The sequence below is a fragment of the Cohnella sp. SGD-V74 genome (assembly GCF_003001675.1).
Classification (GTDB): domain Bacteria; phylum Bacillota; class Bacilli; order Paenibacillales; family Paenibacillaceae; genus Cohnella.
This window is the reverse complement of the sequence record NZ_PVYW01000012.1, coordinates 53,639-79,363: the sequence shown is the minus strand read 5'-3', so window position 1 is coordinate 79,363 and position 25,725 is coordinate 53,639. Positions and strand designations below refer to the sequence as shown.

The window sequence follows — 25,725 nt, the reverse complement described above, 5'->3', positions numbered from 1 at the left end:
GAACTTTGACCCGGGGGCTTGCTTGTTTATTTGTTGCCTCGGTCTCTACACCCAAGCCTCATTCGCGTATCCTCGTTGTTCCCAGTAGCCGATATGCTCTCCCTCGATCAGCTCGATCCGGTTCAACCACTTCACCGACTTGTAGGCATACATCTTCGGCATGATCAGTCTGACCGGACCGCCCAGATCGCTCGGAATCGGCTTGCCGTCGTGCAGAACGGCGATCATGGCATCGTCCTTGGCCAACTGCTCCAGCGTAATGCCGCTCGTATAGACGCCGTCGCCGGAATAGAAAATCGCGGACGTCGCCTGCTTCTTCACGCCGGTCATCTCAAGCATCGTTTTGACGGGAATGCCTTCCCATGTATTATCGTACACCGACCAGCCCGTCACGCAGTGGAAGTCGCTCACCTGGACCGACCTCTTCAGCTTCACGAACGTCTCCCAAGTCCACTCCATCGGTTTGTCCACGAGGCCGTCGATACGAAGCGACCAGTTCGAGTTGTCGAACGAGGGAATCGGCGTAACCGTATAGACGCGAAAATTCCCTCTCGCCCCTCCTCCTGCCGGAGGAGACGACGCGGGAAGCGGCTGAGGCGGAGGCAGCAGCCGGTTGGCGTCTTTCTCGATCAGCCGTTCCAGACTCCCGCCGCCCCCTGCCTGGCCGAGCGAGTCCCCGATCCACTTCAGAAACGACGGCCCTACCGTGACGGCCAAACCGACGCCGATCGCGCCGCGAATAAACTCCTTGCGCGTATAGAGCGGTTGAGGGGCCGCAGGATGAAGGGCCTCAGCCTCTTTTTCCGCCGGCTTCACCTTCACCGTCCGGCGCGCGGGATCTTTCAACCACTTAACCCGTGTGAGGGAATGGTAGATGATGTATGGCAGACCGATCCACGTCAGTGCGTCGTGGGCGACGAGAGCCGCGTTCGAGACTCTGGGTCCGACAAGCTTGAACTGCCACAGCAGAACACCGGACAGCAGCCACCCGAACAAAAATCCGAGCACGACGTACACGTTAAACCTCTGCCACGGCTTCCCTCTCAGCTGCTTCCAATGCTTGCCCGCGAGCGCCAGATAATAAGCGATCGGCAGAACCGACGCAATACCGACGATCACATGGAACCACTTGAGCCATACGCGCCCCTCTCCGAGCACGCCTCGCCAATACCCGCCCAGCAGGATCAGTCCCGATAGGGAGAGCAGCACAACGATCCAACCGTTCCAGAAATGGATGGCGGCCAGCTTCTTGCCATAGCCTTGACGCAGCCTCCGCAGCAGTCCGTTCATGAGGCATCTCCTCCTGCTTCGCATCTCGGGAGCCAGCGGGGCTTGCGGAAGATTAGAATCCGGAATTCCCCAAGTCAGCTCGATACCGCACAGTCCTGTTGCTTCTAGTATACCTTTGGCGGAGCTTGGAATCGACCCTGGATCTGCTTTATGCCTGGAACTGCTCCTACATCTGCACAGTTGTCCTGTTAAGGGAGCGGTCGCGTAGTGAGGACCCGTCCATTTCCAATTTCTCGTCCGCCAGCAAACACTCATCCAGCACGGCCGTAAGCTGTCCCTGGTTCATCTCGTATCGATGAATACGACTTTGTTGATCCTGTCTGTGAAAATTGCGCCCCCAAATCCAGAAAGAGTAAAGAGCCACGTCCAATCCCTGTTTGCCAAAAACTTAAATGAAAAATCGTACATTCTATGCACCAACCTTTTTAAGATAAAAAAGAGAGAGCAATTAAAGATCTGCTCTCTCTTTATAAACAGTGTCTACGTTGACAAATTAGCTAATAAAAATGGAGGGATAACGTCGCTTCTTCTTATTCATTAAATACGCCATACACATACAGTTTCGCATTTAATTCCTCTTCCATAATTTCGTTGAAGAACGCGCCCAATATCGTGTCGGTTTTGTACATATCGATCCTCGTGGCGAAGGTTCCATGCTGCGGCGTGTACTGCGTTTCGGTATACACCGTGAACGTATCCATCGCCCCTCCCGGCCCTTGAATCGTCAGATTAGTTTGTTCAGGCTCGATCTGATCCAAGGAAGAACTCGCCAATATCTGTATGATCGATTCACACAATACTGTCTCGACTTCAAGTCCGGCCGGAGCAAAAGCTTGAATCAACGGCCACTGAATTTTCAGATATGCGTCTAAGAAAGTTGTCATGTTTGGATTCTGATAAAAGAAGTTATAACGGTAATAATTTTCGCTATAAGCTTCCCTTTGCAGCGTCACATTGACGACTTTCTTTTTTGCCGTCCCCCCTCCGCCGCCCGTATAGTGTCCCGGTAGTCCAAATACTGTCACGCCCGATCTGATATTTTGTTGAATAAAGTTGCTATCCTCCGCCCTGAAAGTGGTACTCCCGTTCGATACGAACGGGTCCCATATTCGCGGATTGAATTCAATGGCTCCGGGTTCTCCCAATACCCTATCTAGGTCCACTCTTTCACTACTATTACTGAAGTTTTGCATTGTTCCAGTCTTTTTCCCGAAACTTCCTGCACTCTGAAATGTTTTTCCCTCAACAACGTCAGCGGGGGTCGCATTCCCCTGCGGCGGAATCGTATTATTGGTAATCATATTATAGCACCCTCACTATGTTCGCATTGATTTTCCCTGTCCCTGATGCCATACGTGCGTAGAATCTTGATCCTCTCCACGTGTACACTTGTCCGGGTACTAGAGCGAAAAAACACGAACTGCTATTATGTCCAATGAGAACATTTGAAGTATTACTTGGATCAGCCTGAAGGTCATAGTATCCATTATCAATGTTGGGAACGTACGTATAAAGAATAGGAGTAGTGATCAGATTCATAGTTGAAGTGACCGTATCCATTCCGACTCCGACCTCGGTAACTCTCAGGGGTGGCCCATTCTCATTCTTAATCTCAATGTCGCCCATAATGGCGACCGGTGCACCAATAGTAATCGGGTTCGAAACCGATACCGAACCAGTAACTGCTAATGGAGATCCTGCGTCATTTTTTACCTCGACTTCTGTCATCACCTGTACTCGCAAGTTATTATCTTCCAATGTGGTCGGAAGTTGTGCTTCTTTCGCAAGCCCCACATTATCTCCGATGATATTCGCGTCTGTAGTTATAGACGGAATTTGTGATTGCATGATAAACCCTCCACTATCTAAACTTGCATATCCATTAGGAACCCCTTTGTTAGCTGAATCTTCTGGTACAAACCCAAGTGCATCCTCTTTAGCATCCCAACCTGCTTTCTCTGCATCAGTCACAAACCTATTCTCAGAATCTTGAACAATAATAGATGCAAGATGGCTTTCAGGATGAACATAGTTATTCGCCCCTGCTTCAATTCCATCCAACTTGGTCTTATCTTCGGCAGAAATAAATCCAGCAACCGATTGTGATACTAGGGCATGGGCATCTCCACCAGAACCGATATGACTTGAAGGTACAGCATCAGTAATGCCGTAACCAGATAACGTTGTTGGCTTTCCGCTCAGATTCTCCCAAGAGACATCCTCGATAACAGGCAACTGTTCAGGCAAAACTTTCCCGTCATTGCCGAGACCAGCGTAACCTCCGGGTTGATTTTTATTGGCAGCATCTTCAGGGGTATACCCCAGGGCATCCTGTTTACCGCTCCATTCAGCTTTAAGTACAGGAGAAATCGAAATATCGGCATTAGTAGTAGGATTAATAACGACTAAATCGTTGTTAGTAGATAGCACTTCAGACAAACTGCCCGCACCATCTACTCCACGACGTGCGAACAAGTCCCAATACGTTGTATTTGTCGGTGCATGGCCCGTTGATTCAAGAATGTTAATGTAGGAAGAACCGTTAAATTCAACAATGTCCCTTGGAGCGTAGGTTATCGCAGCTTGATAAGCCCCTCTCCACTTTACATCGTCGCCTTTATCTCCTTTATCTCCTGTTTCGCCTTTGTCGCCCTTTTCCCCTTGATCTCCCTTTTCTCCTTGAATTCCTTGCTCTCCTTGGATGCCCTGGATCCCTTGAATCCCTTGCTCTCCTTGGACACCTTGCTCTCCCTGATCGCCTTTATCTCCTTTGTCGCCCTTTTCTCCTGTTAAACCTTGAACGCCCTGTTCCCCAGGGTCTCCCTTATCACCCTTTTCACCTTGGATACCCTGTTCTCCTCGATCTCCTTTATCTCCTTTCGCCCCTTGAATGCCTTGTTCGCCTGTGTCTCCCTTATCTCCTTTCTCGCCTTGAATACCTTGCTCTCCCTGATCACCCTTGTCTCCTTTCTCGCCCTGGATACCTTGGTCGCCTTTGTCACCCTTTTCGCCTTTCTCACCCTGAATACCTTGATCGCCCTTCTGTGCGAACAGACTCCAGTAGGCAGGCTCCTGATTAGGCAACTTATTTACGGAACTTTGAATCGCAATATAGACAGAGCCATCAAGATAAACCTGATTATTGATTTCATAGGATGCGGCAGGATTATATTGCCCCTTGAAAGACCAAGAATTTTTATGCGCTTCGCGGGCCAACTCATTTGCCTGTCGAATACTTTCGGCCTGCTGAATAGAGTCGCTGACATCATTGGCTTCTTGAACGGCTTCGTTAGCTGCTTGAATGGCAACTTGCGCATCGCTCAGAGCTTGATCGATTTCCTCCAAATGACCAATTGCCACTTCACCCTTCTCAATAACGTCCTCCAGAGTTTCAACGACATCGTCGCCATTTCTTTTCGTCCAAATCCGCTTAATGCTCACAAAGTGATTTCCGCGGCCCACATACGTAATCGCTACCGTATTTCCCTCTTGCTCAGGCGCAAAAGTGACGATTCCCTCGTTGTAATCCACAATAAAGCCTGCCGACGGCAATCCGGTTTCAGGCATTTCCTTACACTCGAAGTAATCAGTAATAGTCACACCATTTAAGCGAACTGGAATTTCAGCAAGAACAACGTGGTTATTATCCACTTTTCTGGACTCTGTAATTGGAATATAAGGATCTTCTGGCGTACCCGCTCTGTACTTGGTAATTGTGCTCAAATCATAATCGAATGATGGCATTGTAAACCCTCCTTAGGATAATAAAAAAAGAACTCAACTGATGAGTCCTCAACCCGTGTGTTATTGAATTGCATTTAAACAAGCGACTATATCGTTGAAATCCTTGGCTGTGATCGTGTCCCCAGGATTTTTGGGGCCGGGCAAGCCAACAGTATTCATAGCAGCGATAGCATTTCGAACTTGATTGAATTGTACCGCTCTCGGTTGCTGCCCCGATACGGCAGAGTTATAACTGAATGCGCCTATTCCTTTGTAAGTTCGAAAAGCGAGAACTTTCTGGATCAGCCCGTTCCATTCCTCGGCGTTGGCATAGAAGCCAAGATTCTGATTTTTCACCTTGCCGGGTACCAGAACAAATGGAGGACTTAAACTGCGTCCTGAATATGTCCATTCAAAAGGTGCTGGCCGATCAAATTGCACAGTATTCGATGAGCCGATGCTATATAAAGATGTGTTGTTCACATCGAGTCTTGACTGCGCCCTAAAATAGTATTGTTGTATTCCGTTGGTAATCGTCCATGATACGCTTCCGCCGTTTAGACTGGTCGTCTTCGAATCTACAAGCGCGTTATTCGCTCTTAAGTATCGGTCAACAACTAAGACAGAAAAGTTCCCACTTGCTACAGAAACCGTAAGAGTTGCAGTACCATTCGTATAATTGCCCGAAAGCGTTGGGGGTCTCGGGTTTGTTGTCGCTCTGTTCGTACCAGAGTATCCCCCCCATGTCGAACGATTATTTTTACTGGCTCTGACACGAAAGTCGTACTGAATCCCCCATTGGCCCAGATTAAGAGTCGTCCAGGTTAAGGACGTAGTCGTGGATTGCCATGCCTGATTCACAGTTTGCTTGAAGTCAAGTTGATAGTCAGTCGCACCAGGCACTGAACCCCATTGGATATCAAAGCCACCATTAATTCGGTTTAAAACGGTTGGCGCAGTTGGAACCGCAGTCAATGTCGTAACCTCGCCATAAGTGAAATCACTTCGATAGTTTTCGGCATTATCGAATGCTTTTGTTCCGACTGTATACAATGTCCCGGGGGATAGACCGGATATTGTTGCATAGCCGCTTCTTCCATAAATCGTCGTATGGTGATTCGATGGAGTCGATGTTGATCCCAACTGATAGTAGACTCTATATCCCGCAACTCCCGACCCCGTATCTGTGGCTCCATCAGCAAATATTGTAATACTTGTCTCTGTAATAGAAGTGATAGAGAAAAAACCATTTGTACTGGGCGGTGTAGTATCAGATGGCATAGTTACTGTTACGGAACCGACATTCGTATAACTCCCGCTTGCATTCCTAACCGTCCCGTACAGCCTATACGTGTTCCCTGCCGAGAAGGCATTGAAACCGCTTGTCGATACAGACGGTGTTGAAAGAATACTTCCAGATCCAGGAGCAAATTGAGTATTCAATATTCCCGACGGTGCAGTCGTAGTATTGGGGGCAGATGACGTCGACAAATAGGCGGCTTGATAATACTGAGTGCGCCATGGATTGCTTAATCCGGAAATAGACCACGTAACCGTAGTCTCGCTCGCAGGAGAACAGTTAAAAATGGCCACAAAAATCTCCTCCTTCTAAATTGATAGAGTTCTTTATGCTGATTTCCATATTTTACGTTCTCATCTATAATAAAAATCATCAGCCTTTATTAAGGAGATGATGGAAATGAAACAAATGTTAAAATATGCAATTGTATTCTTAGCAGGCGCTATCTGTGCGACTGCTGGTTCCGCTTACGGAGCTGAAGCGATCAAGACCATTAGCGCGAAACTTCGTCCCGATATTAAGGTTTCGGTCAATGGTAAGCAGTTAGACGCTTCCGCAATCTCTTACAACAACTCTACCTATCTCCCATTAAGAAAAGCTGCTGAGGCCGTCGGTGGGAAGATTGAGTTGAATGGCAAGGATATTAACATTGTGACTAAATCAAGTCCAATAGAAACAGGAACGAGTTCCACAGGATCGACTACAGGAACACCTGGTAATGAACAATTGGAAGAAACCTATCCTATTGAGGGTAAGGTCTTGTATGAAAACAACGAAACATATAATAAATTTAATGGTCTTAATAAACCCATATGGATAGTCACAGTAAAGAACGGTCAGAATACAGTGGTTTACAATGGTGTTGATTATATCGCTACACGGTATACGGATTACTACTATGACTCTCAAAACGATAGGCTTTATTTCACAAGAGAATTCTTACTGCAGTTTTTGTCACAATCCGATTTGGACGGAATTGCAAGTTACAATGTGAATATCAAAAACAAGAAAATTACCCCCATCTTGCCGTAGTATTTTCAAGAACCCACAATTGAACGCTGCGGACACCGCCGAATAAGGCATTGCTGTTGCTGTCTAAGAAGATTTCATCCGTCCACACCGGAACGCCCGTGGTTCCGGTATTTTTTATACTTCGAGCCCGCCATTGGGAGTAATCAGATTCAAGCTCATCCCCCTTAGAGTCATGCCGTTCGCGTTGCTCTGCATCTTTGCATTGAAATCTCCTCCTCCTCAAATGTTTCCATTTTTTATGACCTAATCTATAATGAGAGTTGTGCGCTCTTATCAAGGAGATGAATGACATGAAACAAACGTTAAAATATGCAATTGTATTCTTAGCGGGAGCTATCTGTGCGACTGCCGGTTCCGCTTACGGAGCTGAAGCGATCAAGACCATTAGCGCGAAACTTCGTCCCGATATTAAGGTTTCGGTCAATGGCAAACAGTTAGATGCTTCTGCGATCTCTTATAACAACACAACCTATCTTCCATTAAGAAAAGCTGCCGAAGCTGTCGGTGGGAAGATTGAGTTGAACGGTAAGGATATTAATATTGTCACTAATACCCCTTCTAATCAAATCCCCCTCCCAACTAGCAGCAATCCTGATGAAAAAATTACATCAAAGCAGAATGGCTACTCTATTCTACGAGAGGGAGCTGAAAAAAACGGAATCTCCATCAGAGATATAAACTATAATTCCGAAACAAATACCCTTACTTTTACAAACACTGAATTTACCGTGATGGTACAAGACCACTTTACACCTAATTGCGATGCCTACAGAGGTGATAAAAACTACGTGTATATACGTGACAGTTTATTGAAGCAGATCAGTGAGTTTTACGAGAAAATGGATAAATAACTTCTGTTGAAGCTCACTCTTATTTCATGCCCCTTTTTGAAGTACGTACCATTAAGGCATTCAATGATTATTCCTAATGGTAATTAGAATGTCGTTTAGAGTGTTTGTATCGCTAACGATAACGTCTTTGCAATCGATCGGGTATTATCCACATTAAAAATCCCCTGATCTTTAAACTAACAATTATTCCCATCTAATTGAATAGAATCCTTAAGACTGGTTTCCATATTTTACGCTCTCATCTATCATAAAAATCATCAGTCTTTATTGAGGAGATGATTGGAATGAAACAAACGTCAAAATATGCAATTGTATTCTTAGCAGGCGCTATATTCGCAACTGCCGGTTCCGCTTACGGTGCCGAGGCGATCAAGACCATTAGTGCTAAGCTTCGTCCCGATATTAAGGTTTCGGTCAATGGTAAGCAGTTAGATGCTTCCGCGATCTCTTACAATAACACGACCTATCTTCCATTAAGAAAAGCTGCCGAGGCTGTCGGTGGGAAGATTCAGTTGAATGGCAGGGATATTAATATTGTGACTGAAACTCAAAATAAAGCTAATTCTCCGAGCAGTTCAGCAAATAATAAAGAAATCACTAACGGAAATTATCTTACATTGGTAGAAGGCGCACAAAAATATGGTTTCAATAAAAATATTATTATCTATAATCCTGTTGAGAAAACTATTGCTTTTGATGGGACAGATATCTTTATTCATATTCAAGAAAAATATGAAAATAGCTGCGATGCTTTCACCGACACGATAACCTATGTCAGAAAAGATATCTTTCTTTCAGTGTCTCAGCAACTTAAACAAAACAAAGAAACAGATATTCAAGTGATCAAAAACTATTATGAAGGGAGTGATGCACTAATCATAAACGGAGATACCTTTATAACGATAGTGACTGGGAGAAACAAATACAATTTGCCGAATGATTTTATCTACAACTCCTCACTAAGAACATTAGGTTTTAAGGGGCTTCCTGAGTTGATCATTAACATAGATGATCGGCACACAACAAATAGCACTGCGTTTTATTATGGAGTCTCTAATCACGTTTATGTGAACGAATCAATCTTCATCTCAATTAAAAACCAATTATCAGAATAATTAGCCCCACTTCGCACGGTACCCGTAACCTCTCCTGTAAAATCCCATCTACCAGCTGCAGTTTTAAATGCGCCAGAAGGACTGTAGATGGATACAGCATTCTAAGGATATTTTTGTTATTTGCATCAAATATATTAATATCTCCATATCGAGAACTCATTACAATAGCAGCACCAACATTTCTATTTCTCGTCTTAACAGTGAAACCTTCAACCGGCCCCTTGAAGGTTCCTCCTGTTGCAAAAAGCATACCAGCCAAATTTACTTTGAACGGGGCAGTGGCAAATGAACTGCTCCCCAAATAAATACCATTTTCATCAGCTTTAATTAAATATGTTATTTCCACACCAATAGCAATTGTTCCACCAAAATATTCGGTGAATATATTTGACTTCCACTTATAAATGTTCCGCCAGTATATGTGCCATTTGCAATGGCTGATGATATTGCGAGCGCGCTATAGGCTGTCGATGCGGCGGTTGTAGCAACAAGATCACTATTGATATTTGTCCATTGAATGCTTCCATTTGTCATCGTAATATTGCCACTAATATTGGCCCCAGTAGCAGTGATAACAACCGCACTGTTAACATTGAAGTTGCCCCAGCCGATGGAGCCTCCTTTCAGCTCAACGTTGCTCGCGGTTATCCTTCCATTCAAATCCATCCGAAAAGGAGCACTAGCGAAAACCGAAGCCCCGACCCACAGCCCTGTGCTGCCATCGGCTTTGACCACAGTGCTGCCACTTCCAATGCTGAGAACACCGCCGAGCAAGGCATTGCCATTGCTGTCCAGGGAGATTGGATCCGTCCACACCGGAGCGCCCGTGGTTCCGGTATTTTTTATACTTCGAGCCCGCCATTGGGAGTAATCAGATTCAAGCTCATCCCCCTTAGAGTCATGCCGTTCGCGTTGCTCTGCATCTTTGCATTGAAATCTCCTCCTCCTCAAATGTTTCCATTTTTTATGACCTAATCTATAATGAGAGTTGTACGCTCTTATCAAGGAGATGAATGACATGAAACAAACGTTAAAATATGCAATTGTATTCTTAGCGGGAGCTATCTGTGCGACTGCCGGTTCCGCTTACGGAGCTGAAGCGATCAAGACCATTAGCGCGAAGCTTCGTCCCGATATTAAGGTTTCGATTAATGGCACGCCGTTAGACGCTTCCGCAATCTCTTACAACAACTCTACCTATCTCCCATTAAGAAAAGCTGCTGAGGCCGTCGGTGGGAAGATTGAGTTGAATGGCAAGGATATTAACATTGTGACTAAATCAAGAGTTGCCGAGCCGAAATCCATTAATGGTTCGACTGAGTCTGCAGAAACGACGAATACGCTAGAGAGCAAGGTATTGCACCAATGGAATGAAGTTTATTCGCACCTATATTCAACAGATAGACCCAGAATGAAGAATGATGTGATAAACGGAAAACTATTGGTTTATTACAACAATAACACCTATCTCGTCACAGACGGTGTGGATTATTACTATGATAGAGAAACTGATAAATCCTATTATACAAGAGAATTTCTTTTACAGTTTCTTCCTTCAACTGATCTTAATGGTGTACCCTCATATCATTTATCTGGTAAAGTAATCATCCCCATCTAGCAGCCGTATTGTCTTACATATTCTTCTGTAGCTACAGGATTTCCCGAAATTGTCAGATCTCTTGCTGGAATTTCTACTCCGTTAAGTGCAAACAATATCAGTTTATCGGTACTTTGCGAAAATCGTATTCTGGCTCCCCCTATTGTGGATCCTTTGAAGTAAATATATTTATCGACGTTCTGACCATCGCCAATATATAAATTGTTTCCGATATTTACATCCGTAGCAACATTTACTACTGAAGTAGAAGAGATCGTTGTTCCAGTAATCGTTGTTCCAGTAATCGTTCCACCTTTAATTTCGTTACCGGTTATTGTCCCTCCAATAATATTGGGTGCCTGAATAAACGCCCCGACTGTTAAAGCATTAGCGGTAATATTACCGCTAATGCTGGCCCCAGTAGCAGTGATAACACCCGCACTGTTAACATTGAAGTTGCCCCAGCCGATGGAGCCTCCTTTCAGCTCAACGTTGCTCGCGGTTATCCTTCCATTCAAATCCACCCGAAAAGGAGCATTAGAGAAGGCCGAAGCCCCGACCCACAGCCCTGTGCTGCCATCGGCTTTGACCACGGTGCTGCCACTGCTAATGCTGAGAACACCACCGAACAAGGCATTGCCGTTGCTGTCCAGGGAGATTTGATCCGACCACACGGAGCACCCGACGTTCCGGTGTTTTTCTGCACCTTGAACCCGTCGTTCGGATTGATCAGCACTTTGGATTTGACCGTGGAGTTGATCAGGTTAAAACTCATGTCCGTTACAGTCATCCCGTTGGCATTGCTTTGGAATCACCACTTCCTCCTCAACAAATGTTTCCATTTTTTATGACCTAATCTATAATGAGAGTTGTACGCTCTTATCAAGGAGATGAATGACATGAAACAAACGTTAAAATATGCAATTGTATTCTTAGCGGGAGCTATCTGTGCGACTGCCGGTTCCGCTTACGGTGCCGAAGCGATCAAGACCATTAGTGCTAAGCTTCGCCCCGATATTAAAGTTTCAGTCAACGGAAAACAGTTAGACGCTTCCGCGATCTCTTACAACAACACGACCTATCTTCCATTAAGAAAAGCTGCCGAAGCTGTCGGTGGGAAGATTGAGTTGAACGGTAAGGATATTAATATTGTTACTGAATCAAAGCCCCCTAGCCCAGTTACCGACAATGGAAATCCTGATTCAAATACGAATAGTAGCGCTACTGAAACCTCTCCACATGAAGGCAAAGTGTTGTATGAGTGGAGAGAAATCGCTACGTATATTCGTGAAGCAAAAGAAACTTTTGCTTCACGAGGAGTAGTTGACGGTAATACAGTCATTGCCTACAAAGGAATCGACTATATTCCCAAAGACAAGATTGACGATTACTATGATAGCAAAAATGATCGCACCTACTACACGGAAGACTTTTTGCTCCAATTTTTACAAAAAGAAGACTTACTACACTTAAATAAATTCCAAGTAAGGAAAAATATAATTAGCCCCATTTAGCAACAATATTTTGTTGAACCCATTTTTGAGTTGCAACTATGTCATCATTTATATACAAATTTCCACCGTTAATATTAACGCCATGCATCGCGCTTAGATATATCTGAGCATTATTATTATCGTAACCAATTACCGACATATTTGTGCCAGTACGGAACCAAATTTGTTTACCATTTGCTACATCATACGACCCTACATGTAGGTTGTTTCCAACAGAAACATTGGAAGTAACGTTTATATTCCCACCATCAATTGTTGCACCTCTTAGGGTCCCCCCTTCGATAGTGGCATTTGAGGTGATGTTCCCGGAAAACGAACCCGACACAAACGTTCCGTTATTAGCATAAACGTTACCGCTGTTATCTACTGTAAACTTGCCGTTGCCAATATTAATCGTTCCTCCAAGAATCGTGGGAGCCTGAATAAATGAGCCAGCGACAAGAGCATTAGCCGTAATATTTCCGGAAGCCGTAAGATTGCCGCTGCTATCCACAATAAATCTATTATTGATATTCATGCTTCCGCCGGTTAAGTTAAACTTGCTAGCGGTCACCGTACCGTTCAACTCCACCCGAAAAGGAGCATTGATAAAAGCCGAAGCCCCGACCCACAGCCCGGCGCTGCCATCGGCTTTGACCACGGTGCTGCCACTGCCAATGCTTAGAACACCGCCGAACAGGGCATTGCCGTTGCTGTCCAGAGAGATTTGATCCGTCCACACCGGAGCACCCGTGGTTCCGGTGTTTTTCTGCACCTTGAACCCGTCGTTCGGATTGATCAGCACTTTGGATTTGACCGTGGAATTGATCAGGTTAAGGCTCATATCCGTTACGGTCATCCCATTGGCATTGATCTGAACCGATCCGCTGCTGTTGCTGATGCTCAGATTCGTCCCGACCAGAATCTGTCCAACAAGCCGTTCAGCAAATACCCCGTTCGCATTAATCGCCGTTGACCAGGTGTTGCCTCCGTTGCGGCTGATAGCCAGCAACCCTTTCTGCAAAATCAGAATGTCGTCAGGCGTATTCGGATCGCTGACGATGACGCCCTTACGGTCAATGGTTACGGTATTGTCGACGGAGGCTTGAATGCTTCTTGCCGTCGCATCCCATACGCCGTTAAGAATCTGCTGAGCCTCGGACGCTTCCTCCGCTGCCTGATTCCATGATCCGCTGTTGCTGATCAAGCTCTGCGAAGCCGTTCGCGAATTGTACAACTCCTTGAGAAAACGTTCCTCGTCGCTCAACAGCTCCTTAACGTTGCTGATCACGATGCCGATGTCGCCGGATTCGAAATCGTAGTTGAGTTCGATGATTTTCGCCTGCACGTTCAGCCCGATATGAGTATTGATAATCGTCAGCACGTCTCCAAGTCGGAGCTTGTCCCACTTGTCCTGTTCTTCAACAACCTCCAGCAAATTCACCATACTGATTTCGACGATGATCTTCGGCTGCTTGACCTTGTCAAACTCCTTCGTCAGCACTTCATACAGCTGCTCGGGACTGGTGATATTCGTGTTTTCGTACACGCCTTCGATGATGTACGGATTCAATTCCGCGAGCTGGGCAGCCGTCAAATTTCCACTCAGGGAAAACGACTGCTGTAGTGCGGAAATCTGAACGTTCGCATTAGACATTCCCGTCTCAACAGTGGCAATTTCATTGTTTTTGGCTGCAATCTGCGAGAGCTTGGCATTTTTCTGAGCGACAAGCGCACCTGTACTTTGCCGGTTATAGTTAGCTACAGCAATCTGGTCCTCGATGACCGCCAGCTCGTTCTTCAGATCGTACAGTTCATTGGTACGCTCCATTAAGGCAGCCTGCAAAGCTTGCAACGAACTAAGGTATCCCTGATAGATGCCCCGCTTCGAATCGAGCAGTTCCCGATAATCCAGCAAAGCATGACATAAACCATCGCTCATATAGTCGCTGTGAGCCAGCACGTTCCCCTGATCGTCTCTGGAAAAAGGGTACATAAAATATGAAACGTCCAACAGATAGTTGCTCCCCGTGACATTTACGCTTTGAATACCTATCCCATTGGCGCCGAATCCCTTAAATAAAGTGAAAAATTCGTCAGCGCTCTCGCTCTTGGTCGCGCTCTTCAACAGGCTGCCGTAACCGATCTCCAGCCCCTTGTTCATCCCGTATTCGTCGAATTGAAGCAGGTTGATTTTCCGCTGCTCGGAATCGAAGGTGACTAAAGCGCCGAAAGTAGCCGCCACATCGAACACGACATCTAGCGCACTCGAATCCGTCAACGACAGGGAGCGGTACATAACGTCGAAGTCCGCGTCAACCGTCCCAAGCTTCCATAGGCTCGATTCCAAAATGGTCGATAAAATTTGCGTCGCGTTTTTGCTGGTCGCTTCGTATTTTCGGATATTTTTGTCCGCTAGTTCGTACGCAAGCCCGAAGCATTGAATATCCTTGTGGTCCGTGTCCTCCATTACGTCGGATGGAGATTTGATCACAAACCATTCCGTTTCGATTCCGTATACGTATTTGATCAGGTAACGATTTTTCGTCTTCTTGATGTTCGGGTTATCCAAGTGCTTGTTCAAGCGAGCGATTCGATACGGCAGAGAGAAACTCAATGTCGAAACGTTGCCGAGCTTAGTGTTCAACTTGATATTGTAAGCTTCGGGAAGCTCGCCGACGATCGTCCGATTTGGAGTCGCCACGTATAATCGAGGGCGCTCGGGTTCAATATATTCGTTCGCATCCAGGATCATGGTTTATTTTCACCTCCTTTTATTGAAGCCTCTTGAATTGATAGATGAACTTGAGCTTGCAGCGCCCTCGAATCAGCAGCCTGTTGTCGAAAATAGGCAGAGACAAGTAGTCTCCTCTTAAATTGTCGTACCGGTAAGTGAGCGGAAGATCGGATTTGATAAGACGATTCTCGCAATCCACGTCGACCGTCTCCCCGCCGGCCAACTGTACCAAGGTCATTTCCGCATTTCCATTAGACTGATTTCGAATTGTGACATCGCCGCTGCCGACTTTATAGATCGAGACGATCGGTTTGCATTCCGCATCTCCGATATTTTCAAGCACGATGACCGAACCTTCGGAGGGGTTATTGGACAGATCGAATACCCTCTCGTAGACGGGCGTATAGGCATAAGCATCGCAGCACTCAAAATTGAGCCGAACATAGCCCTGCTTTAACGAATTGTGAATCAATTCGGGGCTGTCTACGCACAAGCAGTAGTAGATTTTGTCGGGCTGATCTGCAAACACCAGCGGCGCGTAATACTTCGGAGAAAGCAGCCATCTGGCCACTTCCCTGAGCTTGTCCTCGTTCTCCCATCCGCTTTTCCAAGCGAACGTTACGGTAAACTTGAATTCCTCCAGCTCGATTTCCTGAAAATAACCCCGGTCCCTTCCTCTGACCCGCTGCTTGCGGATCGATCTCCCGGCGGCAAAAGACTCGCTTAGCATACCAGATTCCATATTGACGTTAACGATGCCGAAATCGTCCGATCTCTGCCCGTTAAACGTAAAGTACATGCTCGATCGTATAGTCAACGTCGATTCACCTCCTTATAAACGATTGCCTCGCTGCGACTGCGTCCGGATATGCTTGAACAGAGCCTTCGCTCCCGCTTCCCCGCCTTCCAATCGCTCGATCCGAATATCGTACTCATAATGGTTGGTTACAGGCCCGGAAGCTCCCGTTCCCGACACCAAAAAACGCGGTCCGGCGTTCATACGCTGTGCCACGCTCGCAATCATCTGCTGAACGAACGATCCCGGGTCTTTAATGACCGCTTCTCCCTTCCGAAGTACGGACAGCACCTCGTCGGATTTCAGCATGCCCTGCCACCACTTGGCCGTAGTCGTTCCTTCGACCCCGACCTCTCCTCCTTCGTGGTAGATTGGAAGGTTTCTTAACTGCTCATAACTCTTATCCTGAAATCCCCATATCTCCCTCAGCTTGTTGTTGTCCTTGTTAAGCTCGATCCATCTGGGATCAGAATTTTTCAGCGTCTCTGCTTCTTGCTTATTCTCCAAATATTTTTCCCATGCCGATGCCCTGGCGGATTTCACCGCTCCGGCCCCACTTCCGACAGAAGCGTTTGGAGATGTTGGAGGAGGAGCGGATACGTTCAAATTAGGGATACCCACAATCGTATTCGCAAGATTTTGAAACCTCTGAGCCTCCTCCAGCTTCTCAACAAGGTTGCGATCAATGCTCTCTCCGATGGCATTCATATAGAGCTGCACATTGCTCGAGAAATCGAGCAATGTTTTCTGCATGTTCTGAACGTTGCCTTCCAGCACAGCCTGCTTCAGAGCAGAATAGTGCTGGTCCGCCGCAAGATCCTGCTGCCACTTTTTATCCGCAGCATCTTTAGCAACTTTGATCTCGTCCTCTTTGTTTTTGAGCAGATCGTCATAGTCCTGCTCCCGCAGGCTTCTGGTCCGGTCCAGTTCAAGCCTGCGGATCTCCTCCACCTTATCGGCCAGTTCCTGCTCCAACTGCTCTCTCTTGTACTGTCCCTCAATGGAATTGTCTAAGGAAAGAACAGCGATTTCCTTTCGCAGTTCAGCCTCTTCCTTCTGCAGCTTGGCCCGGTTATCGCTGAAATCCTCTGCCTCGTTTTCACGCCTCAGAAGCTTTTTGCGTTCCTCGATGTACCCTCTATAAGCGTCAAGCTGATCGTCTAACGCTTTCTGCGCCGCTTTGCCCTGCTTGGCATAGAAGTCTTCCAAAGCTGACATAGCGTCTTTCGCCGAAGATTTGACCGAATTCTCCCAAGCGGAGACTGCCTGAGCTTGTTCCAGAGTATAATTCTTGACATACTCCCTAAGCACTTCAAGCTTAGCTTGCGCCCGATATCTCTCTTCGTCGGTCAACTGGGTCGATAGCTTGCGCTCCAGTTCTACAATATCCTGGTTGTATCTCTCGATGCCTTTGGTCAACGTGTCATAGATTTGCTGATCGAGTTCGGCGGCTTTCTTCCTCTCTTCCTCCGAATCGATGTTGCCCAAGAGAGACTTCGCATATTTGAGTTCCTCCAAGGTCTTGTCGAATCCGGAGACAAGGGCTTCCGCTTGTGATTTCCCCTGCTGCTCGGACTCTTGAACCAAGTTCTCTTCAACTTGATTTCTCCACTTTTTCAACGCTTCGAGATTAACGCTGTAAGCGTCCTTCTCCTGCTTGCTGCTATTCTTGTTTTGAATGACGGCATTGGCCTTTGCAATCTGGTCATCTATCCCTTTGAGCTCTTGGGCCAACGCCTTAACGATTTCATTGGAATATTGAGCGAGAAGCCTTTTCTCTTCTTCCGTATTGATCTCGCCCAGCAGAGCGATCTTATGCTTCGCTTTGTCCTGCTTCCGGTTCGAAGCCGCTGCAATCTTGTCCAGACCGATCTGGAGTGCGTCGGCCAAATCCGTAGTTGCCGTTCTAAGCTGTGAAGCAGTGTCGGCGATCTCACCAGCTAGCTCGAGATAACGTCCTACGAAATCTTCAAGTTCCTCCGCGCTATGACCCAACCGGGCGGATCTCCCGACCCGGGACAGGGCAAGCAGTCGCTTCTCGACATCGGCGACGACTTCTCCGTCGCTGTCAACCAGTCCGGTTTTGGTCAGCTTTGTTCTTAGGCTGTTCCGCTCCTGTTCCTGTTCGCTGCGCAGCTTGTTTAACGCTTTCGTAAGCTCGGAATACAAAGAGATCCGGTTAGCCAGGCGTTTATCGTACAAACCGCCTTGAGCGATGGCCAACTGGATCTCATCGTTATTCTTCTCCAGCAGTCGATTGTAATTTTCAACCTCCAGCTGCGCCTTGGAGAAGTTAAGATTGGGTTTGTACTTCTCCTTCGAAACGGATGAAGTAGTTATGGTAGTAGTACTAGCGTTCGCCTGACTTAGCAACGCCAACAATGCTACCATTTTTTCAATCTCTGCTGTATATAGATTTTCCTGTTGTATCTCTTCCGGAGTCATAACATTTATTGTGCCGTTTCTTAACAAAGCCTCGTCTAGACCACGAACTTGTATATAATAAGCTTCTCTGAGACGCCGTTTGTTCTCTAACTCGTTACGAAGATTTGTTGTTGTTTGAATGGAGTTTTTTATCTCTTCAATTTTATTAGCACGTTCTTGCTCCATGACTTGCTGGAGCAGTTGGCCTTTTTGGAACGTAAAATCGTTGGTCTCAGCCAAATACTTAGCCAACTCCGGGTACAGAGTAATCAAATCAGTAACCGTGTCCGCAGATAATTGCTCGCCTTTATTTAGCTTTTGATATGCGTTCTCAAGCGAAGACAAAGACTTGATCGAATCCCTGACAAACTTGGCTGTTTCTTCTGATGACATCGCGACAGGATTACCACTTTCAAACAACGCCAGAATTGAATTTCGGAAAGAATCCGTAATTGCAATGCCGTCGTGGAAATCATTTAGGAGACTCGAGACCTGCTTTCTAGCATTCTCCATTCCTTGAACGTCGCCTGACATCTGTGCATTATTAAAATCACTCAAGTACTGTTCAAAACCTGATTCGCGCAAAATCGCATGGGCTTCGAAAATACTATTGATTTGTGAATCGAGATCCTGACCATTACGAGCAATCGAATTAATGAGTCCCTCCATAAATGCTCTCTGTACATCTGACACTTGAGCTCCCCTGCTCTGAAGTGTAGAAAGATAGAGATCCAATTCCGTTCTTAAGATGTCCGTCGTTTCTGATAAAGCTGTCTTAAGATTGCTCCTCTTTGTTTCAATCCCTTCTATTAATTTGCTGATGCTACCATCAATTATGTTTAGTTCGTCATTCAGCTCATCTTCTGTCAGAGTTTTATGTGGAGATTCCAGTCCCTTTTCAAATTCGAATGTTTCGCGGAGTCTTACAGCTTTATGTTGAAACCCTTTGATCTTTGCCTCGTCTTTACTAATCGATTCCTCAGTATTCTGAATCGTATCCGTTCTCTCATTATCTTTGGCCTTTAACTTCAGCTTATCCAGTTTGTGCTGGGCAGCAATCTCTTCAGTCAAAGCAGCAATTCTCAATTTAATCGCGCTGGAACTCGCGAACGCCTCCCCTTCCGCACTAATTGCGCTTGCCGCTACGCCGTAGGATTTGACGAGTTCCGTTTGGATGGATAATAGTTTCTGTTTTTGTTCAATTGTAGCGTATCCGGCCTTTTGTGCGGCCTGCAAGCTTTCATATTCTCTTGCTATTTGCCGCAGCTCATCTCTTTGCTGCTTCAACGAGTTAACATGATCAAGGTTGATCCGTTCTGCTGCCTTCGTTTTATCATTCGTTCCTGAGAAAGCTTTATATAACTCTCCTAGCCCCCAGACTATTCCGGTTATAATTGCAAGAGGAAGAATCGCCTTTCCTAATGACATAAATGCGGATGCGAGCACTTGCGTGCTTGCTCTAACTACCCCTTGAGAGGCGGCTACATGTGTAAACATAGTAGCAAGGGCAGCTAATTTCGTTTTTAGAGACGTAAGAACACCCTCATTAAATGAAGCTATAATGGTCATCGAATCCATTAGGGAAACCGCATTGCTCAGAGCCCCCGAAAGCCCCCCCGAAGCGGCTTCGCCAGAAACAGCCTCTGCCGAACGTGCGCTGGCTTCGGCCGCAAGCGCCTGAATCCGCACCAACTGCTCTCCCAAGGCGTTCCATTCCGTATAAGCGGCCATGGCCGACGTTCTGACCGCCTCGCCCAGGCTCGCCATGCCGGCAGCCGCCAGCTCCGTTTGTACGGAGAGCTCCGTCATTGCCTCTCTTGCCCTATTCAAGTCCGTCAAGATACTGAGCATCTTTTGATCCAGATTGATTTTTAACGACAACGACTTAAAAGCCGGATGCTTCTCCAGCTTCTTCATCGCCTGATTAATATCCCGTATAGTCGCCTCCTGATTCAGCGACACGGACAACGTTGCTTTCAAATCGTTTCCATTTGCCAAGTTCGACTCCCCTCCCTCTGTAAGACATCGCTAATCTATTCATCCTTGTAAATTCCGTCGAACAGTCTGCATACCGCTTCATACTCCAGCGCGGCTTTACCCGACCATGCTTCCGGACACTCGTCGACACACTCTTTCAGCACGAGCAGCATCTCCCGATTCGTTTCGTTCTCTTCAATGACGAACTCCTCCAGCAACAGTTCTTGCAGGTCGCTGCGAAAGGCTTCGGGATCGATGATGTCCGCCTGACCGCTGCCGTTCTCGTCCGGCTCAACGACAACGATATCGCCGTTCTCATCCAATCTCGCATGCTCCTTGATCAGATCCATTCTGAATTTCTCGAATTTCGCCTGATGCTCTCCCAAAATCTCTATCAATCGAACCCTCATGCGCGACTTCTTGCCAGCCAGAGTAAGATGCTCCAGCAGCCACTTCGAATAAAACTCGATTTCTCCGTATTTGATCTTCATTGTCCGTTCTCCTTGCCTTTTTCGTTAGGCCAGGTTTCAAGCTGAGCCTGCATATTTCGATTTACCTCTTGAATGGCCGCATTCAGCTTGTCCAACTCTTGCTGGGGAAACTCGTTCAAGATTTGCTCCATAACCCCTAAGTCAAGCAGTTTCTCGCCCACGCCTATCATCTGTCCCAAATCTTCAGGAATGATGCTGCCAAGCGTGGTGAAGTGCTTAAGCAGAAGCATGTAGTACACGAATACCATCGCTCCGCTGCCGAGCTTCCTGCCGCCTTCCTTCATCGCGTTCAGAATATCCAAGTAGTCCAGCACCAGCTTCTGGATCGACGTTTTCCTGAAACGTTGGTAGATTTCGATGTAGTCTCCCGTGCTCAGATCTACCCGCTTAAGCGAGCCGAACTCCTTGTCGTGCTTCCGGTTAATGCCGGTCATCGTTAATTTCGTTTGCTTTGCTGCCATATTGGTATCCTCTCCCGCTCGTTATTGGATGTTATCTTAAAGCCCACAATGCCGTATCATGAGCTTTAAGATAAATATAAAGGGAGAGACAAGTCTCCCCCTTTATGTATTGAGTATGAGAATTAGATCACTTCGTCCTGATCGTAGATCAGCATGCTCCACAGATCGTTCGACACAGGGTCCTTCAGCGCCTCAAGATTCAGGTCGAGTACCGCAGGGTCACCCTCCACGGCCAGATTCAGGTTAAATGCATCCTCGAACTTGGCGTTCGGAATCGTAATCTGTGCAGCGAAATCCTTCTTCGTGAACTCGTCGCGCACGAGGCAATCCAGAACGACCTTGAACGTTCCGCCGAAAGCGTCGGACGTTACCTTCAGCTTCTTGGCGGATGCGTCGGAGGTTGCGCTGTAATACACCGACAGTACCTTGCCGTCCGCGAAGTCGCCCGCATAGAAGGTCAGATTTTTGCCGGAAATCGCATATTCGCCGGTAGCCGGAGTACCGCTCGTATAGACGACCTCCTCGCCCAGAGTGCCGTCCGGATTCAGTTCGAACACGCCGATCGGCGAGCCGACCGGTGTTTTATCCAGAGCCGCACCATTCGAAGCGACTTTGACATTTTCAATAACATGAACCGGGGATACGCCTTCGGACAAAACGTTGCCGGTCAGCATCGCCAGAGCCTTATTGTCGAAAATCGCGTCTTGAAGCTTGATCTTGGATTCCCGGTTACCGGAGAACCCGACCAATTTCGGATTGCCGAAGCCGCCGCGAGAATATACCGTTTCGCCGGTCGTTTCGAGGCCGGAAGTTTTCAACGTACGAAGCGTAGTTACCGGCTTGCCGGTCACGAGGTTATAGAAGGTTGCGATGCCTGCATCGCGAATTGCCCAACGGTTAGGTGTTGCCATAGTTCATCAATCTCCTTAAGTTTTGTATTTTTTGCTCCAATGGATATTGGATAGGTTGATTTTCTGACCATCAACATGGCCGGAGTAAATGCCTTGCAATGTAAATAAGTAGTAATCCACCTGCTCGAGTCTGTTCAGCGCATCGTAAAATTGGAAAATCGTCAGATCGAAGACGTTAAAAATGTTAACGCCGCTCGACTTCCAGGCGACTCCCGAGATTTTGCTGACCAGGTCGAAGATTTGCTCTTTGCGGCTTAAGATTTCCTGTTTGCCCTTTTGCAGCTTCTCGATCAGCGCTTTGGCTTTGGCGTTTCCCGGGCTGAACTGCTCGCGCTGGAACTGGATGTTATGGGAATACATGATCAGACTTTGAAAATAGTCAAAGCTGCCGTCGTCCAGTCGCATGTCAGGATCGTCCCCAAAATAAAGATGAGCCCCGTCGGGGCTTTCTCGCAGCGTCGGTTCCATCCCGAAAAACAACTCTAAGCCCTGCTTCGCCTTATGCCAGAACTCCTCGTTCAGCATGCTGTTGATCAAAAACAGCTCGAAGTTGGTCACCCGGCTGGCCGCCGGCTCCTCCAGCGATGCCCTGTTGACCAGCAGCACGGAAATCAATGCATCGTACTTTCTGCTTCCGATGCCCGCGATCGTTCGCAGCGTGGGAACGCCGAATAACAGCCCGTTCCCTAAATCTACGGGAAGGCCGGCAAGCAGTTTTAACTCCATGTCATGATCCATTCTCATTCACCGCGATCCGCTAGCCGAAGTCAACAGGACGATACTTCAAGGTTAGTCCGTAATAGCTCGCATCCAGGCCAATTTCATTCATTCCGGCAAACTGCAGGCGACCGATTCCGATGCTTCTCTCCCGACTCAGCATCCCGTCGATTTCCGCAGCGATGTAATCCGTCCTCAACAGCTCGTAATCCGTGCGCAGCAATTCCTTGTGCGCCACCACGCCAACGGTGAGGAAGCCGGCTCTCATAGCCGAACTGCCAACGCCGTTAAAATCGTTCAGCGCGATCGTGATCCAAGTTCTGACCTCATTCTCATTCCCCGAGCCGATCGGATTGTACGGATACAAGTAAATGCTCTCGTGCAGAAGCTGCTCTGGATTCGTCACGTCCGGCTGCGCCAAATAATTGCTGTCCGAATAAAACACGGCTTTACAAACGTTCGGATTGCCGATCAACCGTTCCGCAACGATCGTTTTATACGCGGCCAACTCTCCCAATCTGGACATCTAACCCTCCTTTCCTTTTGTCCCGCCAACATGGGTCATAGAGCGAATCGTCGCCCCCTGCTGCTTATCGGACACCTTGATCGGTTGTTGCATCTATAGGTGGCAACCGTACGACAAGATCAAAAAAGGACACCCCGATTACTCGGAATGTCCTTCGTCTGCTTTGCCCGGCTTGCCGCCGTCCGTCCTAACCCCATCGTACCTGCCGTCCACCTCTTGAGCGATATTGCGGTAGGCGATCGTCTCCTCTACGATCGGGTCGACGTTCGCCTGGATGCGGATTTCCCATTTCGGGTGCAGCCGCCTCGCGGCTTTGGCGCCGGCTTCTTCCTCGTCCGCCTCCGCCGGCTCCTCGCTCAACTTGCGGGCCAGCAATTCTTCGGCTTCTTCGCGCTCCAATTCGTTCGCCTCCTTCGTCACTAGGATGGTCGAATGCGCTTCATCTCATGTGCTAGTCAGTTCCCGACTCAACTCGTCGTGGATGCGGCCGTTCGAGGCGAGCACGTTGCGCACGGCAAGCTGGTAGGGCTCGCCGCCGAAGTCGGACATTCGTCCGCCCGCTTCTTGGACGAGCAAAGATCCGGCCGCGACATCCCAGGCGCTCAGGTTGTGCTCCCAGAACCCGGACAGCCGCCCCGCCGCAACGTAAGCGAGATGCAACGCCGCCGAGCCCGCCACGCGCAGATTGCGAACCTTCGGCGCGATAGCCTGAATGTCCGCCAGATTGGCGGGCAAGGCTGCGTGCGGATCGGCCGGGAATCCGGTCGCGACCAAGCTTTGGCTCAGCGTCTCTTCCTGCGACACGCTCATCTTGCGGCCGTGCACGTATGCGCCTTTGCCCCGTTCGGCGACGAACAGCTCGTCCCGCGACGGATCGTAGACGACTCCGACGATCACTTCGCCCCGATGGGCCAGCGCGATGGAAATCGAATAGAAAGGAAAGCCGTGCACATAGTTCGTCGTTCCGTCCACCGGGTCGACGATCCACAAATACTCGGCGTCGCTTACCGCCTCCAGCGCCTTGGCCGACGCTTTCGGACCCGGCTCCACACCTTCTTCCCCTAAGAAAGAATGGTCGGGAAAATGGGTAGCGACCAAATTGCGAATCATTCTCTCCGCGCCCTTGTCCACTTCCGTGACCAAATCCTGCGCCGAATATTTCGTATCCAGTTGGGTTATATTTCCGCTCTTGCTTTTGATCCACTCCCCGGCTTTGGCCGCGCAATTGACGGCTACCGCGGTGAAGCTCTTGCCGCCGATGACGCTTTCCGGTTGATTGGCGTTCATGAATTCATCCCTCTAATCTTCGAAATCGGTTGCAAGGACCAGGTTGTCCTTCTTCTAATCATATACGAAAACGGCAGCGAGCGGTTGCGGCGTTCGCTTACGGACCGCCTTATTTTCCGCCCGACTTTCCCTTATCATAGCTTATTGTCCCCGTATCCACAAAGTTTTATAGGAAAGAGCCTTCCTCGCCAAAAAGCGAGAAAAGCTCTTCTCCCGGTCGAGGCCAACTCAGCCTACGATATTATACCCATTGTCGACATGAATGACTTCGCCGGTAATTCCTCTCGCCCACGGGCTCATGAGGAACAGCGCGGCGTCTCCGACGTCTGCGGCTTCCGTGTTGCGGCGCAGCGGCGCCTTCTCTTCGACGTGCTTCAGAATCGTGTTGAAGCCGGCGATTCCTTTGGCCGCGAGCGTGCGGATCGGACCTGCCGAGATCGCGTTCACCCGAATGCCGCTCGGTCCTAGGTCGCTGGCCAGATAACGCACCGACGCCTCCAGAGCCGCTTTCGCGACGCCCATGACGTTGTAGTTCTGAAGCGTGCGCTCCGCGCCGAGGTAAGTCAGCGTGACGACGCTGCCGCCTTCGGTCATGAGCGGATACAGTCTCTGCGCCACCGCGGTCAGCGAGTAGACGCTGACGTCGTGCGCGAGAGCGAATCCGGCGCGCGACGTGTTGACGTACAAGCCGTCCAGCTCTTCCGCCTTCGCGAAGGCGATGCAGTGCGCGAGGCCATGGACGACGCCGACCTCTTCCTTCAGCTTCGTCGCCAGCCCCTCGATCTCCTCATCGGAAGACACGTTGCATTGCAGCGTCAGCGAGCCCTCGATCGTGCCGGACAGCCTCTTGACCCGTTCCTCCACCCGCTCGTTCTCGTATGTAAAAATCAGTCTGGCTCCTTGCGATGCAAGCGCTTGCGCGATGGCCCAGGCAATGCTGCGCTCGTTGGCGACGCCCATGACCACGATATTTTTCCCCTCAAGCAAACCATTCATT

The 25,725-nt window shown here is 48.1% G+C and carries 23 protein-coding genes; 5 read left to right on the top strand and 18 right to left on the bottom strand.

Annotation, left to right across the window (positions count from 1 at the left end):
- Positions 1-45 precede the first annotated feature (45 nt).
- From B0G52_RS18650 to B0G52_RS35315, 4 genes are all read right to left on the bottom strand, one after another.
- The gene (locus tag B0G52_RS18650; RefSeq protein ID WP_094046896.1) at positions 46-1,290 is read right to left on the bottom strand and encodes a molybdopterin-dependent oxidoreductase; all 1,245 of its coding nucleotides are present in this window, start codon (positions 1,288-1,290) and stop codon (positions 46-48) included.
- A gap of 530 nt (positions 1,291-1,820) precedes the next feature.
- Positions 1,821-2,591 carry a hypothetical protein gene (locus tag B0G52_RS18645; RefSeq protein ID WP_094046895.1) on the bottom strand — a complete coding sequence of 257 codons (771 nt, stop codon included), beginning with the start codon at positions 2,589-2,591 and terminating at the stop codon, positions 1,821-1,823.
- 1 nt (position 2,592) lies between these two features.
- Entirely contained in the window at positions 2,593-5,034 is a 2,442-nt protein-coding gene (locus B0G52_RS18640) for a collagen-like domain-containing protein (protein ID WP_094046894.1), read from the bottom strand.
- Between the two features lie 60 nt (positions 5,035-5,094).
- Positions 5,095-6,606, bottom strand: coding sequence for a fibronectin type III domain-containing protein (locus tag B0G52_RS35315; protein ID WP_143762596.1), 1,512 nt, complete (start codon positions 6,604-6,606; stop codon positions 5,095-5,097).
- A gap of 106 nt (positions 6,607-6,712) precedes the next feature.
- On the opposite strand from B0G52_RS35315, the gene B0G52_RS18635 reads away from it, so the two are divergent.
- The 3 genes from B0G52_RS18635 (at position 6,713) to B0G52_RS18625 (ending at position 9,311) form a co-directional block, all read left to right on the top strand.
- A complete protein-coding gene (locus B0G52_RS18635; protein WP_094046893.1) occupies positions 6,713-7,345 on the top strand; it encodes a stalk domain-containing protein in 633 nt (210 codons plus the stop codon).
- Between the two features lie 290 nt (positions 7,346-7,635).
- Positions 7,636-8,196: a stalk domain-containing protein gene (locus B0G52_RS18630; protein ID WP_094046892.1), complete on the top strand. Its 561-nt coding sequence runs from the start codon at positions 7,636-7,638 to the stop codon at positions 8,194-8,196.
- 284 nt (positions 8,197-8,480) lie between these two features.
- On the top strand, positions 8,481-9,311 hold the full coding sequence (locus B0G52_RS18625) for a stalk domain-containing protein (RefSeq protein WP_094046891.1): 831 nt from the start codon (positions 8,481-8,483) through the stop codon (positions 9,309-9,311).
- Here B0G52_RS18625 and B0G52_RS35305 read toward each other — a convergent pair.
- Entirely contained in the window at positions 9,289-9,657 is a 369-nt protein-coding gene (locus B0G52_RS35305; RefSeq protein ID WP_143762594.1) for a hypothetical protein, read from the bottom strand. The two genes, B0G52_RS18625 and B0G52_RS35305, sit on opposite strands and share 23 nt — an antisense overlap.
- Positions 9,648-10,127: a hypothetical protein gene (locus tag B0G52_RS35300; RefSeq protein ID WP_143762593.1), complete on the bottom strand. Its 480-nt coding sequence runs from the start codon at positions 10,125-10,127 to the stop codon at positions 9,648-9,650. Before B0G52_RS35300 ends, B0G52_RS35305 begins: the two co-directional genes overlap by 10 nt.
- Positions 10,128-10,329: 202 nt before the next feature.
- On the opposite strand from B0G52_RS35300, the gene B0G52_RS18620 reads away from it, so the two are divergent.
- Positions 10,330-10,929, top strand: coding sequence for a hypothetical protein (locus B0G52_RS18620; protein WP_094046890.1), 600 nt, complete (start codon positions 10,330-10,332; stop codon positions 10,927-10,929).
- On the opposite strand, the gene B0G52_RS35295 is transcribed toward B0G52_RS18620, so the two are convergent.
- Positions 10,926-11,582 (bottom strand): hypothetical protein, encoded by a 657-nt coding sequence (locus tag B0G52_RS35295; protein WP_143762592.1) that lies wholly within the window; start codon positions 11,580-11,582, stop codon positions 10,926-10,928. The two genes, B0G52_RS18620 and B0G52_RS35295, sit on opposite strands and share 4 nt — an antisense overlap.
- A 225-nt stretch (positions 11,583-11,807) precedes the next feature.
- Between B0G52_RS35295 and B0G52_RS18615 the strand changes: the two genes are divergently transcribed.
- Positions 11,808-12,422 (top strand): stalk domain-containing protein, encoded by a 615-nt coding sequence (locus tag B0G52_RS18615; protein ID WP_094046889.1) that lies wholly within the window; start codon positions 11,808-11,810, stop codon positions 12,420-12,422.
- Here the strand turns inward: B0G52_RS18615 and B0G52_RS18610 are convergent.
- From B0G52_RS18610 to fabI, 11 genes are all read right to left on the bottom strand, one after another.
- Complete coding sequence (locus B0G52_RS18610) at positions 12,409-15,156, bottom strand: phage tail protein (protein WP_094046888.1); 2,748 nt, start codon at positions 15,154-15,156, stop codon at positions 12,409-12,411. The two genes, B0G52_RS18615 and B0G52_RS18610, sit on opposite strands and share 14 nt — an antisense overlap.
- Positions 15,157-15,175: 19 nt before the next feature.
- Complete coding sequence (locus tag B0G52_RS18605) at positions 15,176-15,955, bottom strand: distal tail protein Dit (protein WP_143762591.1); 780 nt, start codon at positions 15,953-15,955, stop codon at positions 15,176-15,178.
- Positions 15,956-15,970: 15 nt separating this feature from the next.
- Positions 15,971-20,356: a coiled-coil domain-containing protein gene (locus B0G52_RS18600; RefSeq protein WP_094046886.1), complete on the bottom strand. Its 4,386-nt coding sequence runs from the start codon at positions 20,354-20,356 to the stop codon at positions 15,971-15,973.
- A gap of 35 nt (positions 20,357-20,391) precedes the next feature.
- On the bottom strand, positions 20,392-20,826 hold the full coding sequence (locus B0G52_RS18595) for a hypothetical protein (protein ID WP_094046885.1): 435 nt from the start codon (positions 20,824-20,826) through the stop codon (positions 20,392-20,394).
- Positions 20,823-21,287 (bottom strand): hypothetical protein, encoded by a 465-nt coding sequence (locus tag B0G52_RS18590; RefSeq protein WP_094046884.1) that lies wholly within the window; start codon positions 21,285-21,287, stop codon positions 20,823-20,825. The genes B0G52_RS18595 and B0G52_RS18590 overlap by 4 nt, the downstream gene beginning before the upstream one ends.
- Positions 21,288-21,409: 122 nt before the next feature.
- Entirely contained in the window at positions 21,410-22,198 is a 789-nt protein-coding gene (locus tag B0G52_RS18585; protein ID WP_094046883.1) for a hypothetical protein, read from the bottom strand.
- A 15-nt stretch (positions 22,199-22,213) separates the two neighbouring features.
- Complete coding sequence (locus B0G52_RS18580) at positions 22,214-22,924, bottom strand: hypothetical protein (RefSeq protein WP_094046882.1); 711 nt, start codon at positions 22,922-22,924, stop codon at positions 22,214-22,216.
- Between the two features lie 31 nt (positions 22,925-22,955).
- Positions 22,956-23,441, bottom strand: coding sequence for a hypothetical protein (locus tag B0G52_RS18575; protein WP_094046881.1), 486 nt, complete (start codon positions 23,439-23,441; stop codon positions 22,956-22,958).
- A gap of 138 nt (positions 23,442-23,579) precedes the next feature.
- Positions 23,580-23,840, bottom strand: a complete 261-nt coding sequence (locus B0G52_RS18570) for a hypothetical protein (RefSeq protein ID WP_094046880.1) — start codon at positions 23,838-23,840, stop codon at positions 23,580-23,582.
- Positions 23,841-23,885: 45 nt separating this feature from the next.
- Entirely contained in the window at positions 23,886-24,728 is an 843-nt protein-coding gene (locus B0G52_RS18565) for an inositol monophosphatase family protein (protein ID WP_094046879.1), read from the bottom strand.
- Between the two features lie 228 nt (positions 24,729-24,956).
- Positions 24,957-25,724 carry an enoyl-ACP reductase FabI gene (gene fabI / locus B0G52_RS18560; protein WP_094046878.1) on the bottom strand — a complete coding sequence of 256 codons (768 nt, stop codon included), beginning with the start codon at positions 25,722-25,724 and terminating at the stop codon, positions 24,957-24,959.
- Between the last annotated feature and the right edge of the window lies 1 nt (position 25,725).

Coding starts and splice junctions, on each gene's coding strand:
- B0G52_RS18650 (WP_094046896.1), bottom strand. CDS start 1,290: ATGAACGGACTGCTGCGGAGGCTGCGTCAAGGCTATGGCAAGAAGCTG.
- B0G52_RS18645 (WP_094046895.1), bottom strand. CDS start 2,591: ATGATTACCAATAATACGATTCCGCCGCAGGGGAATGCGACCCCCGCT.
- B0G52_RS18640 (WP_094046894.1), bottom strand. CDS start 5,034: ATGCCATCATTCGATTATGATTTGAGCACAATTACCAAGTACAGAGCG.
- B0G52_RS18635 (WP_094046893.1), top strand. CDS start 6,713: ATGAAACAAATGTTAAAATATGCAATTGTATTCTTAGCAGGCGCTATC.
- B0G52_RS18630 (WP_094046892.1), top strand. CDS start 7,636: ATGAAACAAACGTTAAAATATGCAATTGTATTCTTAGCGGGAGCTATC.
- B0G52_RS18625 (WP_094046891.1), top strand. CDS start 8,481: ATGAAACAAACGTCAAAATATGCAATTGTATTCTTAGCAGGCGCTATA.
- B0G52_RS18620 (WP_094046890.1), top strand. CDS start 10,330: ATGAAACAAACGTTAAAATATGCAATTGTATTCTTAGCGGGAGCTATC.
- B0G52_RS18615 (WP_094046889.1), top strand. CDS start 11,808: ATGAAACAAACGTTAAAATATGCAATTGTATTCTTAGCGGGAGCTATC.
- B0G52_RS18610 (WP_094046888.1), bottom strand. CDS start 15,156: ATGATCCTGGATGCGAACGAATATATTGAACCCGAGCGCCCTCGATTA.
- B0G52_RS18595 (WP_094046885.1), bottom strand. CDS start 20,826: ATGAAGATCAAATACGGAGAAATCGAGTTTTATTCGAAGTGGCTGCTG.
- B0G52_RS18590 (WP_094046884.1), bottom strand. CDS start 21,287: ATGGCAGCAAAGCAAACGAAATTAACGATGACCGGCATTAACCGGAAG.
- B0G52_RS18585 (WP_094046883.1), bottom strand. CDS start 22,198: ATGGCAACACCTAACCGTTGGGCAATTCGCGATGCAGGCATCGCAACC.
- B0G52_RS18580 (WP_094046882.1), bottom strand. CDS start 22,924: ATGGAGTTAAAACTGCTTGCCGGCCTTCCCGTAGATTTAGGGAACGGG.
- B0G52_RS18575 (WP_094046881.1), bottom strand. CDS start 23,441: ATGTCCAGATTGGGAGAGTTGGCCGCGTATAAAACGATCGTTGCGGAA.
- B0G52_RS18565 (WP_094046879.1), bottom strand. CDS start 24,728: ATGAACGCCAATCAACCGGAAAGCGTCATCGGCGGCAAGAGCTTCACC.
- fabI (WP_094046878.1), bottom strand. CDS start 25,724: ATGAATGGTTTGCTTGAGGGGAAAAATATCGTGGTCATGGGCGTCGCC.